9 protein-coding genes are annotated in these 13,863 nt (G+C 50.1%); 6 read left to right on the forward strand and 3 right to left on the reverse strand.

The genetic code is table 11. The features are described from left to right. Positions 1–43 precede the first annotated feature (43 nt). From Q5741_RS17520 to pyk, 3 genes are all read left to right on the forward strand, one after another. A complete protein-coding gene (locus tag Q5741_RS17520) occupies positions 44–2,305 on the forward strand; it encodes a glycoside hydrolase family 3 protein (RefSeq protein ID WP_305025416.1) in 2,262 nt (753 codons plus the stop codon). A 317-nt stretch (positions 2,306–2,622) separates the two neighbouring features. Further along, positions 2,623–3,639 (forward strand): lysylphosphatidylglycerol synthase domain-containing protein, encoded by a 1,017-nt coding sequence (locus Q5741_RS17525; protein ID WP_305025417.1) that lies wholly within the window; start codon positions 2,623–2,625, stop codon positions 3,637–3,639. Positions 3,640–3,773: 134 nt separating this feature from the next. Beyond that, the gene (gene pyk / locus Q5741_RS17530; RefSeq protein WP_305025418.1) at positions 3,774–5,189 is read left to right on the forward strand and encodes a pyruvate kinase; all 1,416 of its coding nucleotides are present in this window, start codon (positions 3,774–3,776) and stop codon (positions 5,187–5,189) included. Positions 5,190–5,288: 99 nt separating this feature from the next. On the opposite strand, the gene Q5741_RS17535 is transcribed toward pyk, so the two are convergent. Further along, positions 5,289–5,684 (reverse strand): hypothetical protein, encoded by a 396-nt coding sequence (locus tag Q5741_RS17535; RefSeq protein ID WP_305025419.1) that lies wholly within the window; start codon positions 5,682–5,684, stop codon positions 5,289–5,291. A 344-nt stretch (positions 5,685–6,028) separates the two neighbouring features. On the opposite strand from Q5741_RS17535, the gene Q5741_RS17540 reads away from it, so the two are divergent. Then, positions 6,029–6,919 carry an aldo/keto reductase gene (locus tag Q5741_RS17540; protein ID WP_305025420.1) on the forward strand — a complete coding sequence of 297 codons (891 nt, stop codon included), beginning with the start codon at positions 6,029–6,031 and terminating at the stop codon, positions 6,917–6,919. Between the two features lie 118 nt (positions 6,920–7,037). Here the strand turns inward: Q5741_RS17540 and Q5741_RS17545 are convergent, their stop codons facing one another. Continuing rightward, on the reverse strand, positions 7,038–7,799 hold the full coding sequence (locus Q5741_RS17545) for an SDR family NAD(P)-dependent oxidoreductase (protein WP_305025421.1): 762 nt from the start codon (positions 7,797–7,799) through the stop codon (positions 7,038–7,040). 210 nt (positions 7,800–8,009) lie between these two features. Here Q5741_RS17545 and Q5741_RS17550 point away from each other — a divergent pair, with 210 nt between their 5' ends. Further along, positions 8,010–8,615 carry a TetR/AcrR family transcriptional regulator gene (locus Q5741_RS17550; protein WP_305025422.1) on the forward strand — a complete coding sequence of 202 codons (606 nt, stop codon included), beginning with the start codon at positions 8,010–8,012 and terminating at the stop codon, positions 8,613–8,615. 121 nt (positions 8,616–8,736) lie between these two features. Beyond that, complete coding sequence (locus Q5741_RS17555; RefSeq protein WP_305025423.1) at positions 8,737–9,573, forward strand: methyl-accepting chemotaxis protein; 837 nt, start codon at positions 8,737–8,739, stop codon at positions 9,571–9,573. A gap of 83 nt (positions 9,574–9,656) precedes the next feature. Here Q5741_RS17555 and Q5741_RS17560 read toward each other — a convergent pair whose 3' ends face one another. Then, the gene (locus tag Q5741_RS17560) at positions 9,657–13,775 is read right to left on the reverse strand and encodes a bifunctional 2',3'-cyclic-nucleotide 2'-phosphodiesterase/3'-nucleotidase (protein ID WP_305025424.1); all 4,119 of its coding nucleotides are present in this window, start codon (positions 13,773–13,775) and stop codon (positions 9,657–9,659) included. Positions 13,776–13,863: the final 88 nt, after the last annotated feature.

The raw sequence follows: 13,863 nt of genomic DNA on the forward strand, positions 1-13,863 counted from the left end.
AATCAATAAAACACCTGCATTTAGGGGATGGAGGATCATTATTATGAGTCAAACTACAGCTGTACCCAACGAACAAACGATTCAATACGTTCATAATCCGAATGGCCCCGTATTGGGTTATTCGCCCGCATCCGGCGTCAAGATTATCGAACGAGACGGACTGTATTTTAAGGACCTCAGCAAAGACGGAGAACTCGACATTTACGAAGACTGGCGTCTGCCCGCGGAACAGCGTGCGAAAGATCTGGCTTCCAAAATGTCTGTCGAGCAAATCGCAGGGCTTATGCTGTACAGCCGCCATCAATCGATTCCGGCTGAAAGCAAAGGCTGGTTTGCCAGTACCTACGGCGGTAAAACCTATGAAGAGAGCGGTGCTAAACCATGGGAGTTAACGGATGAGCAGCTTCACTTCCTGGCGAAAGATCATTTGAGGCATATTCTGGTGACTACCGTAGAGAGTCCTGCGATTGCCGCCCGCTGGAACAACAAGGTTCAGGCGTTCGCAGAGGGAACCGGCCACGGCATCCCGGCCAACAACAGCTCAGACCCTCGCCATGCTTCAGATTCCAGTTCTGAATTCAATGCAGGCTCAGGCGGTAAAATTTCCATGTGGCCTGAGTCATTAGGTCTTGCCGCAACCTTCGATCCGGAAGTGACGCGCAAATTCGGCCAGGTAGCGGCAAAAGAATACCGTGCACTTGGTCTTAGCACAGCACTGTCCCCTCAGATTGATATTGCGACTGAACCGCGCTGGTTCCGTTTTAACGGTACGTTCGGCGAGGACTCCGGGCTGACCACAGCTATGGCGGAAGCTTATGTTGACGGCTTCCAGAATTCTGGATCGGAACGTGAGATTATGGACGGCTGGGGATACGACAGTGTCAATGCAATGGTGAAGCACTGGCCAGGCGGCGGTTCCGGGGAAGCTGGCCGCGATGCCCATTACGGCTGCGGCAAGTATGCGGTGTATCCGGGAGATAACTTTGAAGAGCATTTGCTGCCATTCGTGAACGGTGCATTCAAGCTGTCAGGCAAGACGGGGACGGCTTCTGCGGTTATGCCGTATTATACGGTGTCCGTCGACCAGGCCACCAGCGAGAACGTGGGTAATTCCTACAGTACTTATATTATTAAAGATCTGCTTCGTGAGAAATATGGATACGACGGTGTTGTCTGCACGGACTGGCTGATTACCGCAGATGAGACGGCCAGAGATTCATTCCTGAGCGGCAAGCCATGGGGAGTGGAGAAGCTTAGTGTGGCCGAGCGGCACTACAAGCTGCTGATGGCAGGCGTTGACCAGTTCGGCGGCAACAATGAGATTGAACCGGTATTGGAAGCTTACCGGATGGGGGTCGCTGAACACGGTGAGGAGGCAATGCGCAGCCGCTTCGAACGCTCTGCGGTTCGACTGCTGAAGAACATCTTCCGTCTAGGTCTGTTCGAGAATCCATACCTTGATCCGGAGGAGAGCGAGCGGGTGGTCGGCAATGCAGCGTTCATGAGAGAGGGCTACGAAGCCCAGCTCAAGTCGATTGTTCTGCTGAAGAACCATGACGGGGTGCTGCCGCTGCAGCAGAAGAGCACCGTTTACATTCCAAAACGCTCCCTTCCTGAAGGTAAAGACTGGTTCGGAAACCCGACGCCCCCGTCTTATGAATATCCGGTGAATCTGAATGTGGTGTCCAAGTACTTCAATGTAACCGACAAGCCGGAAGAAGCTGACTTTGGACTCGTGTTTATCCATTCACCGAAATCCGGCACAGGGTACAGCCAGGAGGATGTTGAGCAGGGAGGCAATGGTTATGTGCCGCTGAGTCTGCAGTATGGGACTTATACCGCTGAGCATGCACGTGAAGTGAGCTTGGCCGGTGACAGCCGTGAGGGGGATGTGTTGAACCGTTCTTATAAGGGTAAAAGTGTCACACCGCACAATACTGCGGACCTTGACGCCGTGCTTGATACCAAGCGGCAGATGAACGGCAAGCCGGTCATCGTCTCCATGCTGCTGTCCAACCCGGCGGTTGTGGAAGAATTTGAGGCCGAGGTCGATGCGATTGTTGCTAACTTTGGGGTACAGGACCAGGCACTTATGGAAGTGTTGAGCGGTGCCGTAGAGCCTTCAGGTCTGCTGCCCATGCAGATGCCTGCGAACATGAAGACGGTGGAAGAGCAGCTGGAGGATGTACCGCATGATATGGACTGCCATGTGGATACGGAGGGCCATGTCTATGATTTTGCATTTGGAATGAACTGGGGCGGTGTCATCTCCGATGAGCGTACCCGCAAGTATGCGAGAGCATGATTCGGAGTCCGGCATGTCCGTTAATACGTTTTTCAATAGTAATAGATAGGATAGGGATGACCGGCAGCTGCCGGCGTCCCTTTTTTGATGATTGGCAAGCAAATGGAATGAAAATAGGCACAGGTTACAATTATTTCGTTTTTTTGCAATCTTTACGCAGAAGCGATAGCATGGAGGAGAACCCTTTTATTGGGTGCTTGGAAGAGGCAGAGCCTTTTCGCTCCGACCGGGTCGGGGTATATTAGAAGCGTATCGTGCTGCGCGCGGCTGTTAGCTGCTGTACGTACGGATACACTACTTGTGTTAGGAGACCTTTCATGCAGCAGCCGCATCAACCGGACAATAACAAGCGTTCTGTACTTAAAACCATTCTTTCTACCATACAAAAATTCAAAATCCTTCAGATACTGATCCCGGTGATCGTGATTTCACTGATTTATATGCAGGGTCGCAAGGAAATTCACCGGATCCACTGGAGAGCGACTTTTCATCATTTGCATGAAATGAGACCTGGCGTCATCGCCGGGCTGCTCGGTTTTGCCCTGTTCTCGGTAGCTTCCCTGAGCCTGTATGACATCATTTTGCGCCGGCATTTCCGCATGCCCATCAGTCTATGGCAGACCTTCCGATATTCGTGGATCGCGAACACCTGTAACAGCGTTATCGGCTTCGCCGGAATTGCAGGTGTGGGACTGAGAACCTGGCTATACCGCAGTCAGGGTGTTCCGGTACGCGTCGTTACAGCGATTGTAGCTTTTCTGTCCATGACCACGGTCATCGGATTATCTGTGCTCGCCTGGCTTGGGGTGGCCGGTATTTTCCCTATTCATCCCGAGATCATGTCGTACGCCTGGATATCCTATGCGGTATGGGGGATGGCATTGTTTCTGCCGTTGTATTTAATCATCGTACGTTCCGGACTGTATGCCAAATGGGTAAACCGTGATTCAGGCCTGATGAACGGGTGGACGATTACGTTCTCGGTAGCTGCTTCTGCCCTGGAGTGGATGCTGGCCGGTCTCTGTTTCTGGCTGATTGCGGTGCAGCTGCTGCCCGGGCTGTCACCCTACTACACTATAGGCATCTATATAGCGGCTGCTATTACAGGGCTGCTGAGCATGACACCAGGCGGTATGGGGGGGTTCGACCTGACCGTACTTATTGCCCTGCAGGCAACCGGCTATCCTCCGGATCGTACAGCTGCGGTTCTGGTCCTTTTCCGTCTATTTTATTATTTGATTCCATGTTTAATGGGACTGGTGCTGGCACTCATTGAACTGGTGATGGGCAACAGGCGGAAGCGAAAACGCCGCGGCGGTATCGTCAGCAGTTAACCTGTTGAAGGATTCAAGCGAAATTTGTCAGGCTTCATTATTTTTCAATACCTTATTTTATAGAAAAATAAAAAAGGTATACTTAAAATTAACGAGAACGAATACGAATGCGACGAATTGAGGAGGACAACGATATGCTGAAAACCAAGATTGTATGTACTATGGGACCTGCCTGTGACTCCATCTCCCTGTTGAAAAGTATGATTCAGTCCGGTATGACGGTGGCAAGGCTGAATATGGCACACGGTGAACCGGAGGATCATCTGAAACGGATCAACAATGTTCGCCAGGCGGCCGCTGAGCTGAACACCATCGTGCCGATCATGATGGATATCAAGGGTCCGGAAGTCCGGATTGGCAAGCTTCGTGAAGACTCCGTGATGATTAAGCCTGGGCAGATACTTACGCTCACAACCGAAGAGATTCTTGGAGATGCCGAGCGCATCGCGGTTAACTATCCGGATATGCCGAAGGTGGTGAAGACGGGAGACCGGATTCTCATCGATGATGGTCTGGTGGATCTGCGGGTGAAATCGGTGGAAAGCACCGAAATGCACTGTGAGATTATCAGCGGCGGTATCCTGAAGCCAAGAAAAGGGGTCAACCTCCCTGGGATCAAAACGACGCTTCCAGGTGTAACCGAGCGGGATGTAAAGCACATTATGTTCGGACTGGAGCATAACATTGAGATTATTGCCGCTTCCTTTGTCCGCAAAGGTGATGACATCCGCGAAATCCGCAGTATTCTGGAGAAGCACGGTGCCGGACATGTGCAGATTATTTCAAAGATTGAGAACGAAGAAGGCATGACCAACCTGGATGATATTATTGAAGCTTCCGATGGCATTATGGTGGCACGCGGGGATCTGGGCGTTGAGGTGCCGGTGCAGGAAGTACCTGTGATGCAAAAAGAAATGATTGATAAATGTAACCTGGCAGGCAAACCGGTTATCGTAGCAACACATATGCTGGAATCGATGCAGGTGAATCCTCGTCCGACAAGAGCGGAAGTCAGTGACGTATTTAATGCTGTTATCCAGGGGGCTGACGCCGTGATGCTGTCCGGTGAATCGGCTGCCGGCAAATATCCGCTGGAATCGGTACAGACGATGGCCGCCGTAGCCCTGCGGGCCGAGCACCAGATTGATTACCGTGTCCAGTTTGACAGCAAGCGCAGTCAGCATGCGAACAACATTACAGAGACCATTAGCCAGGGTGCTGTCAATTCATCGCTGGAGCTGGACGCCAGTGCGATTATTACATCTACCGAGAGTGGCTTTACCGCACGGATGATTTCCAAGTATCGCCCGGCTGCGCCTATTATTGCAGTCACCCAGCACGAAGAGGTGCTTCCGCAGATGTGTCTGCTGTCCGGGGTCATTCCGGTCAAAGGGGTTAAGGTATCATCCACGGATGAAATGTTCGAATCGGCTACGCACCATGCCCTGCGTTCCGGACACATCAAGAAAGGCGACATTATTGTCCTGTCAGCGGGCGTACCGATCGGACAGACAGGCAATACGAACCTGATCAAGGTGCAGCAGGTTTAGAACGGGTGCAGCGTGCTCGTTACAGTAAACCCGGCATGTACAAAAGCACGGAACCCCTTCTTTAGGGGTCCCGTGCTTTTTTTGACCAGCATCCTTCGTCTAACGGCCGTATACGCTGTCTGTAATCATGGAGGTCAGTTCACGTTTCTGTTCCTTATACTGGCCTTCTGTCAAGCTGCCTGCAGCGAGCCGTTGGTCAAGCTGGGCTCCCAGCTCCTGGACTTGCAGGTTGATGACCTTCTCGACATTCACGTTCTGGGACTGGGCGATTTCTGCCAGAGACTGGCCGTTATACAGCGCATCATGAAGCTGCTCCTCGGAGTTCAGCTTCAGCAGGGAGAGGAGGTCCTCCTGCTCTGCAGCGGGTATGGCTCGGGTCAATGTTTTCGTCGCAGACGCGGCATCGGCCCGGACTGCGGTTTTACCCCAGGCAGCATTGCTGACCGTCATGGCGACAACGACCGTCCCAACGATAATAATATGTCTTGGTTTCATAGGTTCATCCTCTTTTCCTTCATAAAGTATGGCACTCATGTACGATGCATGGGCTTCTATGTAATTTCAATCAGCTTCATTTTCTCTGGCTCAATGATGTATAACGGATAAGTAGCCGCAGCCGTTCAGGCAGGTAACGCCGGTGGTCGACTCTGAACTTTATTATAGACGATGAACCTTAAGCTGACCTTAATAGGAGTTATCCTGGATAAATGACCACCAACAGCCCCTTTATATTACGCAGAAACCCTCGGGAAAGATTCAGCCAAATGCCGTTTGGGCGATTGGCCTACGGAATGGGGGGTAAACATAAATCAGAGGCTTGAACAGAAGGAGGACCTGCAATGACAATACAATCACACCATAAGGACGCACTTCATCCTGACATTCCATCTCTGGTGCTGCATGACGGTACCGAGCTGCCCCGGCTGGGTCAGGGTACCTGGCATATCGGCGATAACCCGGACCAGCGGCAGGAGGAGATTGAGACGTTAAGGCTGGGTGTAGAGCTGGGGATGAGAGTGATCGACACGGCGGAAATGTACGGAGAAGGCCGGTCTGAGGAGCTGGTAGGAGAGGCTATACGGGGAATTCGCGATCAGGTTTTTCTCGTATCCAAGGTATATCCACACAATGCCGGGCTGAATCGGATTGCCAAGAGCTGTGAAGCTAGCCTGAAGCGTCTGGGAACCGATCATCTAGACTTATATTTGCTGCACTGGATGGGGAATATCCCCTTGGAAGAGACGGTGGAAGGGATGGAGCGCCTGGTTACTGAAGGGAAAATACGACGCTGGGGTGTATCCAATCTCGACACCAGTGAGATGAAAAAGCTCACCAGCCTGGAGCGAGGCGGTCACTGTGCCGTCAATCAGGTGCTGTATCATCTCGGTTCCCGCGGAATTGAGTATGATCTGCTGCCGTGGCAGCGGGCGAACGGTATGCCAGTGATGGCTTACTGTCCGATTGCCCAGGCCGGCTCCCTGCGATCCGAGCTGGTCCATGATCCGTCAGTTAAAGCCGTAGCGGAACGTCACGGGATTACACCGTATCAGCTCCTGCTGGCATGGTGCATACGTCACCCGGATGTGATGGCTATACCAAAGACTTCTTCGCCCGAGCATGTTCGGGATAATGCTGCGGCCGCCCGGGTACAGCTGACAGAGGAAGATTTGAATCTGCTGGATCAGGCCTTTCCTGCACCGGGCCACAAAGTTCCATTGGATATTGTATAGGTTAAAAAGATTCCTGATTCCATAGCGCATAACGAAAAGCCTGCAGCCGTCCATCTGGACGACTGCAGGCTTTTTGTCATAGAGAGAGTAAAATTTAAAGTGATACTGTAAAACGAGCTTACTGCCCGATCATACCGCCATCCACGGTGTACAGAGAACCTGTTACATAAGAAGCTTCCTCGGAGAGCAAGAAGTTCATAACTGAAGCAACCTCTTCCGGTTCGCCGTAGCGGCCCATTGGAATGGTAGACTCAATACTGTCCTTATACTGATCAGAGTTGCCGGAATTCTGTTCAATCTGACGCATCATGCGTGTGTTAATAGAGCCTGGCAGGACGGCATTCACCCTGATATTAAAGGAAGCCAGCTCGTTCGCCGCCACGCGGGTCAGACCGACAACCGCATGTTTGGACATAATATAAGGAGATACGGTAGGGCCGCCCATCAATCCCGCTAGCGAGGATGTATTCAGGATCGCGCCGTACCCCTGTTTTTTCATCACAGGAATCACTTTCTGAAGGCCGAGGAAAACCCCGCGAACGTTAACATGGTATACGAGATCAAGAGCTTTGACACTTATATCCTCGATTAGGGCCGAAGGGCCTTCGATACCGGCATTGTTGGCAAAATAGTCAATCGTTCCGAAACGTGTTACAGCCTGATTTACGTAGTTCTCAACATCTTCTTCTTTGGATACATCAGCTGTTACAATTAACGAATTAGAGTCATCCAGTTTCAGATCGGTGACTACCTGCTTCAAGGCATCTTCATTCAGGTCCACCAGTACAAGATTGACTTGACGTTGGGCCAGACGTTGGGCCAGCTCCTTACCGATACCGCCTGCGGCGCCTGTAATGACAGCTGTTTTCGTTTGACTCATATGAATCCGCTCCTTAGCGTTATAGAATAGAGAATCGTCAATAGGATGTGCACTTGGATATATGCCATCTTATTGAACGTTACAATTCAAGTATACGCCTTCTAATTGTTATAACAATAATCACAAATTAAGATAACGTCGCCTAATCGACATGAGCGATCATCATGGTGATAAAAATAGCGATAATCGACATTGGAGGAGGAATTGTTCATGAAAGAACAGCAAGAAATGGACCGCAGAATCCGCAGAACCCGGGAAGCTTTAAAGTCAGCTTTCATCACTCTCATCCTGGAGCAGGGATATGATCCGATTACGGTACAAGAGATTGCACATCGTGCTGACTATAACCGTACTACTTTTTACAAGCACTACTTGGGCAAGCAGGAACTGTTGCAGGAGATCGGTGATGACTTTATGAATGGGATGCGCAAGGCCTATGCGGACCCTTACCGGGAATTTGATACGTTCGAGCTGAACCAGCTGCTGCCCTCAACGACAAAGGTCTTTCATTATGTAGATCAGAATAAACCGCTCTTTAAAGCGCTCCATTCGATGTACAGGGACCTGCCGAACCAGCTTTGTGATATGTTTCGCTCTTACCTTACGGGCGATTTTCGCCTGATTACGGAGCCTAGTGATATACCTATCAATTATGAAATCATGTTGAGTTACCAGATTTCCGCTACGGTAGGCGTAATTATGTACTGGGCAGAGAGCAACTTTATCTATTCAGCCGATTATATGTGTGAACAGCTGACCGCACTGATTAATGTGAAGCCGACGCAGCTTGTATTTAACCACTCCCGTCAGGATTGACAAAGCAGGCCGAAAGGGATGTCAACTGCACAATCAACGAGTTACAGCCGATATAAACCTTAATAGGCATCTTATAACGGAGCATGAGGTGCATAACTCGTATTAAAAGGGGAGTTCGTTTATGTCTGATATCGTAAGTTCTGTGATTGCCGCGATGCCGTTGATTCGGGAAGTAGTTCGGGAGGATGCGTCGTTGTCCGTTCTGGATCATGAGAAATTTTTGTATTATTCACCGATCCCCGGGATGGAAATGGGCTTTGAGGTGGGCAGCCCGCTGATGGAAGCTGATCGGGATTTTAAAAATCTGAAGAATGGCCGGGAGAAGAATCTCGTTCATTTTCCTGAAGATATGTTCGGCACACCCTTTGATTGTTTATTTATCCCTATCAAGAATGAAGAGGACCAGGTCGTTGCATCTCTATGTGTCATGTACAGTATGAAGAACCAGAACATGCTCAGCCGGCTGATGGTCAATGCTAAAGAAATTACAGCCGAACTGCTCGACGGCATTCAGCATGTAGCCGCCCATTCTGAAGAGCTCAGCTCGACTACCGAGGGAATCCTCGTGAATACGCGTCAAGCGGTGGATAACTCCAAAAGCGTGACCCAGGTTGCAGCATTGATTCGTGAAATCTCGGATCAGACCAATCTGTTGGGATTGAATGCAGCTATTGAAGCGGCAAGGGTAGGGGAAGCCGGTGCCGGCTTTGACGTAGTAGCCAAAGAAGTGCGCAAGCTATCGGTGGATACCAAAAAGGCCACAGCTACCATTGAGGAGTCACTGCATAGTGTGCAGGATTCCATCCGAGCGCTGGAGCTTGAAATTGGAGAGATCGCGACGTTCTCCCACGAGCAGGCTCAGCTGGTGAGTCAGTTTATGGAGGCTATTGAGCGGTTGAACAAGACCAATCAGACGATGGCAGATTTCATCAAAAAAGTGATTACATACGAAGCGTAAAATCGGATAAATCTCTTGTTGAAGAAAATATAAAGGCTCTGGTCCTCGGACCAGAGCCTTTTATGAATGAATAAGTTCGGGTATTACTTGTTCACTTTCGTAATACGATCTTCGGTTTTAGCCGTGATGCTGCTGCTTGCGAATTTCGTTTTAACATAGCTGATGAATGCATCCAGATCGACAGGACCTGCTTCACGGTTGGTTCCTTTCGTCAGTGCCGTGTAGCCGTCACCACCGGTAGACATGAAGTCATTTACTACAATCGTGTAGGAAGCTTTATCATCCAGTTTGGTACCGTCAGCTTTCTTGATCTCCACGATCCGGGAGCCGACAGGTTTGCTGTCGTCATAGCTGTACGTAAAGCCGGATACTTGGCCGATCTTCGTACCTGTTGCTGTCCATTGCTGTTCCAGCAGCTCTTTCATTTGGGCGCCAGTCAGAGTCAGCTTGATCAGGACATTACCGAACGGGTTGATGCTGAACATATTGCCATAAGTGACAGTACCTTGCGGCAGATCATTACGGATACCGCCGGAGTTCATAAAGGCAAAATCGGATTTCATCGTTTCACGCATACCGTCAGCAATCAGGTTACCCAGAGCGCTCTCGCCGGCAGGTGTTGTAGTACGTGTGATGGCTGCATCGGTTTTGCCTACCGGAGCATTCAGAACTGGTGCATTTTGCTGCTGGTAGTTCTCCAGCATTTTTTTGATCTCAGGGTCAGGTGTAATTCCTTCCTGTTTCACATCAACAACATCCGCTTTTTTCTCGATAATGTTCTGAGTCGCGCGGTCGATCGTCAGAGTCATATCCGAGAAGGCTGTACCATAGGAATTGGACTCAACGATCAGCTTGCCGTTCACGATCGTATTCAGACGGCCATGGTCATGACCGGACAGAATAACGTCAACTTCCGGATCCACATGGTTAGCCAGATCGACAACTTCACCTGTTGGTGCTGTAGTGCTGCCGGAGAACGGGTCGTGGGCCAGGATAACGATGGATTTAACACCTTTTGCTTTCAGTTCAGCTACGGCTTTGTTGACAGCAGCGGCTTGATCTGTAAAGGTCAGGCCCTTAACGCCTGCAGGACTAACGATTGTTGGTGTGATGTTGGTGATTACACCGATGAAGCCGATTTTAGCGCCGCCCACTTCTTTGATCACATAAGGATCAAGGAACGGTTTGCCGTCCAGCAGGACATTAGCTACAACATAAGGAAAATCAGCGCCGCCAAAGTCCTTGCCTGTCTTCGGATTCACACCGCCGTTAATCAGGCGGAGAGCTTCCTGAGGACCTTTATCGAACTCGTGGTTGCCTACTGTACCTACATCGAATCCAAGGCGGTTCAGGATATCGATGGTTGGCTCGTCCTGCATCAGTGCAGATACTGGTGCGCTCGCCCCTACCGCGTCACCTGCATGAACCAGCAGGGTATTCGGGTTGGCAGCTTCACGCTGCTTCAGATAAGCAGCCAGATATTCGACGCCGCCAAGCGTTGATGTTACTTTGCCGCTGGCGTCTTTTACTTCTTTTTTGTAATCGAGCTGGCCGTGAAAGTCATTAATGCTGAGCAGTTGGACTTCAATGTTGCTGAGCAGTGTAGCCACAACCTTCGCAGCTTCAGCACGGGTAGCCGTTGCTTTCGGTACGAACAGGTTTGCACCGCGTCCGCCGATTACGCCGCGGTCTACAGCTACGTTCAGATCGGACTGAGCCCAAGCGCTGATTTTGGAAGCATCAGCAAAGCTGTTGGTCGAGCTGGCTTTGATGGTTTCGCCGGCTTTTACGTCCAGAGCATGTTTAGCAATCACAGCCATTTGCTCACGAGTCACAGGCTGATTCGGTGCGAAGCTGTTTTTGGTTACACCGGAGATCAGGCCGTTCTCATAAGCTGCTGCTACAGCACTGCTGTACCAGCTGGAAGCCGCAACGTCTTTGAACGGAGCTTTGCCTTTGGCTTTCAGCTCCAGTGCGTTCACAAGCAAGGAAGCAAATTCAGCACGCGTAACATTCGCATTTGGTGCGAACGCGTCTGCAGTTTTACCGGATACCAGCTTCTTGGCAGCCAGATCACTGATGTAGCTGAATGCCCAATGGTCCTCTGGCACATCCTTGAACGAACCGGTAGTTGGTGCCGGTGTTGACGGTGTAGTCGGCACAGAGGGCGCTGCTGCCTTGCTCAGATCCAAAGAGAAGACGCCGAAGCCTTTATCATCCGTTTTGTTCAAATATTTAATGTCCTTGGAGTTCTTGGCATACGTCTCGGCCTTAGGAGAAGAAGTGAATGTTACTTTCACGTTACCGGAGATTGGCGCGATCGACCAATTGTTGTCAGCCGTCGGGTTGATTTCCTTGTTCTTCGTGATGTAGTCCATCAGGATTTGACGGTTTTCATCAGGGCTGTCGATGATGTACTTGCTGCCCTTCACACCAGGGAAGTTGCCGCCGCCGCTTGCACGGTAGTTATTCGTGGCTACGATGAACTCCTGATTAGGATCAATTGGCTTCCCTTGGAATTGCAGGTTAACGATCCGGTTGGAGTTGGCATCGTTGACTTTGCCGTCAGGTGTATATTTCGCAGGCTTCGTTACATCCACCTGATAGGTTACACCGTCAATCACGTCAAAGTTGTAAACCGCAAAAGAATCATTCAGAAGCGGCTGCTCTTCCGTTTTGTTCGGATCAATCTGGTTGAACTTGCCCGCAGACATTTCGAGCCATTCCTTGATAACAGAACCTTTCACCAGAATAGCTTTCAGCGTGTTGTCGTACAGGTACAGGTCACCGGCACTCTTGATAGCCAGAGAACCTTTAGCGATATCCGTATACTCCTCAGGACCGTTGCGTCCGGCTTTGAATGGAGCGCCTACAGACAGAACTGGAGTTTTGGCATACTGAGGCAGATTTTTCTTAACATAGTCTTCTACATACTCTTTCTGGGCATTGGTTACGATCTGAACGGACGGATCATCCTTCACCAGTGCAAAGTAGCTGTAGATTGGAGCGGTTGTTGTACCGATCGGGCTGTTCGTGTACTTTATGGTGGCTTCATGCTCTGCCTTAACGGCATCTACAATGGCCTGATCCGGCTCAGCCAGGGACTTCTTCGCTGCCGTATCATAAATAGCTTTGGTGGAGGACTGGGAAGAAGCTACAGTCCATTTGCCATCCTGCTTTTCCAGCGTCAGGTCGATTAGACCCAGGTTGCTGCCGCCGTATCCTGCCTGCACTGCAGGAACACCGTTAATGGTTCCCTTCGCGTTATCTACACCAGGAAGGAGGTTGCCGGAAGCGTCCTTGAACAGGGCATCCAGAGACTTGTCGTCCTTGGCAGGGAAAACTTTATGGGTGTGAGAGAAGGTAATTGCATCGATGCCTTTTACCTTGCTGAGCGGATAGATGGCATCTTCAGCCAATACATTGGCTTGAGCGCTTCCGTTAAATCCAGTGTGTGCAGATGCGATAATAATGTCTGCACCTTCGGCTCTCATTTTAGGTATGAATTTCTCAGCCGTAGCGACGATGTCCTTGGTTATCACTTTACCTTCCAGGTTCGCTTTATCCCATTCGGTAATTTGTGGTGTAACGAGACCAAGCACGCCGATCTTGACCGTCTGTTCCTGACCGGATTCATCTTTGAATGTCTTGGAAATAATCTTGTAAGGGGTGAATGTGTTTACGTCGTTATCAGGATTGTTGTCTTTGTCATCGTTGTAGACGTTGGCGTTCACATAAGGGAAATTGGCACCTTTGATAGCCACGTTCAGAAAATCAAGTCCATAGTTGAACTCATGGTTACCAAAAGTAGCGATGTCGTAGCCCATGAGATTCATGGCCTTATAGACAGCGTGCACTTCGCCTGCTTTAACAGGATCAACCAGTGCCTCGTAAGTTCCCAGCGGTGTACCCTGGATCAGATCGCCATTATCGATCAGGAACGTATTCGCGTTCTCCTTACGTGCCTCTTTGACGAGAGTTGCTGTACGTGCCAGACCTACGGTTGGTGCATCAGCACTCTTGTAATAGTCGTAGGACATGAGGTTGGTATGTACATCAGTCGTCTCCATAACACGCAGCTTCACAGTAGAAGTGGCCGGTGCTGCAGAAACGAAGACACCGCTGAGCGGCACGGAAAGCAATCCAATCGTTAGAGAGGAGGCTACAACTTTACTAACTTTATTCCTGAAACCTTGTTTCACGAAATGTTTCATCCCTTTCGATGTAAGTATATTTAACTCGTCTACTAAACTATTTTATTATAATAGATATTACAGAAAATTCATATCT

Origin of the sequence: Paenibacillus lacisoli (assembly GCF_030580655.1) — a bacterium.
Classification (GTDB): Bacteria; Bacillota; Bacilli; order Paenibacillales; family Paenibacillaceae; genus Paenibacillus; species Paenibacillus lacisoli.

What these genes read in the sequence shown, in the direction of transcription:
- Q5741_RS17540 (WP_305025420.1), top strand. Translation starts at nt 6,029, where the DNA reads ATGACAATACAATCACACCATAAGGACGCACTTCATCCTGACATTCCA.
- pyk (WP_305025418.1), top strand. Translation starts at nt 3,774, where the DNA reads ATGCTGAAAACCAAGATTGTATGTACTATGGGACCTGCCTGTGACTCC.
- Q5741_RS17525 (WP_305025417.1), top strand. Translation starts at nt 2,623, where the DNA reads ATGCAGCAGCCGCATCAACCGGACAATAACAAGCGTTCTGTACTTAAA.
- Q5741_RS17520 (WP_305025416.1), top strand. Translation starts at nt 44, where the DNA reads ATGAGTCAAACTACAGCTGTACCCAACGAACAAACGATTCAATACGTT.
- Q5741_RS17555 (WP_305025423.1), top strand. Translation starts at nt 8,737, where the DNA reads ATGTCTGATATCGTAAGTTCTGTGATTGCCGCGATGCCGTTGATTCGG.
- Q5741_RS17545 (WP_305025421.1), bottom strand. Translation starts at nt 7,799, where the DNA reads ATGAGTCAAACGAAAACAGCTGTCATTACAGGCGCCGCAGGCGGTATC.
- Q5741_RS17550 (WP_305025422.1), top strand. Translation starts at nt 8,010, where the DNA reads ATGAAAGAACAGCAAGAAATGGACCGCAGAATCCGCAGAACCCGGGAA.
- Q5741_RS17535 (WP_305025419.1), bottom strand. Translation starts at nt 5,684, where the DNA reads ATGAAACCAAGACATATTATTATCGTTGGGACGGTCGTTGTCGCCATG.